Source organism: Oleiphilus sp. HI0132 (assembly GCF_001635845.1).
The window spans coordinates 1-803 of the sequence record NZ_LWGJ01001315.1 but is presented as its reverse complement, the minus strand read 5'-3'; the positions used below and the strand labels follow the sequence as shown (position 1 = coordinate 803).

The 803-nt window shown below is 47.1% G+C and carries 1 protein-coding gene; it reads left to right on the top strand.

The genetic code is table 11. The features are described 5' to 3' along the window. Positions 1-803 (top strand): 3,4-dihydroxy-2-butanone-4-phosphate synthase (gene ribB / locus A3766_RS20050; protein ID WP_068642849.1); only part of this gene is annotated, 803 nt, incomplete at both ends.

Here is an 803-nt window from a genome sequence, read left to right as displayed (position 1 = left end):
GAGCTCAACACCGTAGAAGAATTAGTTGAAGATATCCGTCAAGGCAAAATGGTTATATTGATGGATGATGAAGATCGTGAGAACGAGGGCGATCTAGTGATTGCGGCTGAACAGGTTCGTCCGGAAGATATTAACTTTATGGCGACACATGCGAGAGGCTTGATCTGTATGACGATGTCGGCAGAGCGGGCAGACTTCTTCGGCTTACCGCCGATGGCTCACGCAAACAATGCTCAGTTTTCAACTAACTTTACTGTGTCTATTGAAGCGGCTTCGGGTGTGACAACAGGTATTTCAGCGGCTGATCGTGCGCACACTATTCGTACAGCTGTAGGACGTAACACTAAGCCAAGTGAAATTGTTCAGCCTGGCCATGTGTTTCCAATTGTGGCGCAGCCTGGTGGTGTATTAAGCCGAGCAGGGCATACTGAAGCAGGTTGCGATCTGGCTCGTATGGCAGGTTTTGAGGCGGCTTCAGTTATAGTCGAAATTATGAATGAAGACGGTACTATGGCTCGTCGTCCTGATCTTGAAGTCTTCGCAAAAGAGCATGATTTGAAGATTGGCACAATCGCCGACATGATTCACTATCGGGCGTTGAATGAGCAGACCGTTGTTAAGCAAGAAGAGAATCAGGTTGAGACCGAGCATGGCACATTTGATCTGATTACTTATAAAGATACCTTGCAAGGTCATGTTCACATGGCGTTTGTAAGAGGTGATTTATCAAAGGTGGATGCGCCGGTTATTCGGGTTCAGTCTCCTGATATCCTGCGTGATAGTTTAGGTGTTAAAGTGCCAGG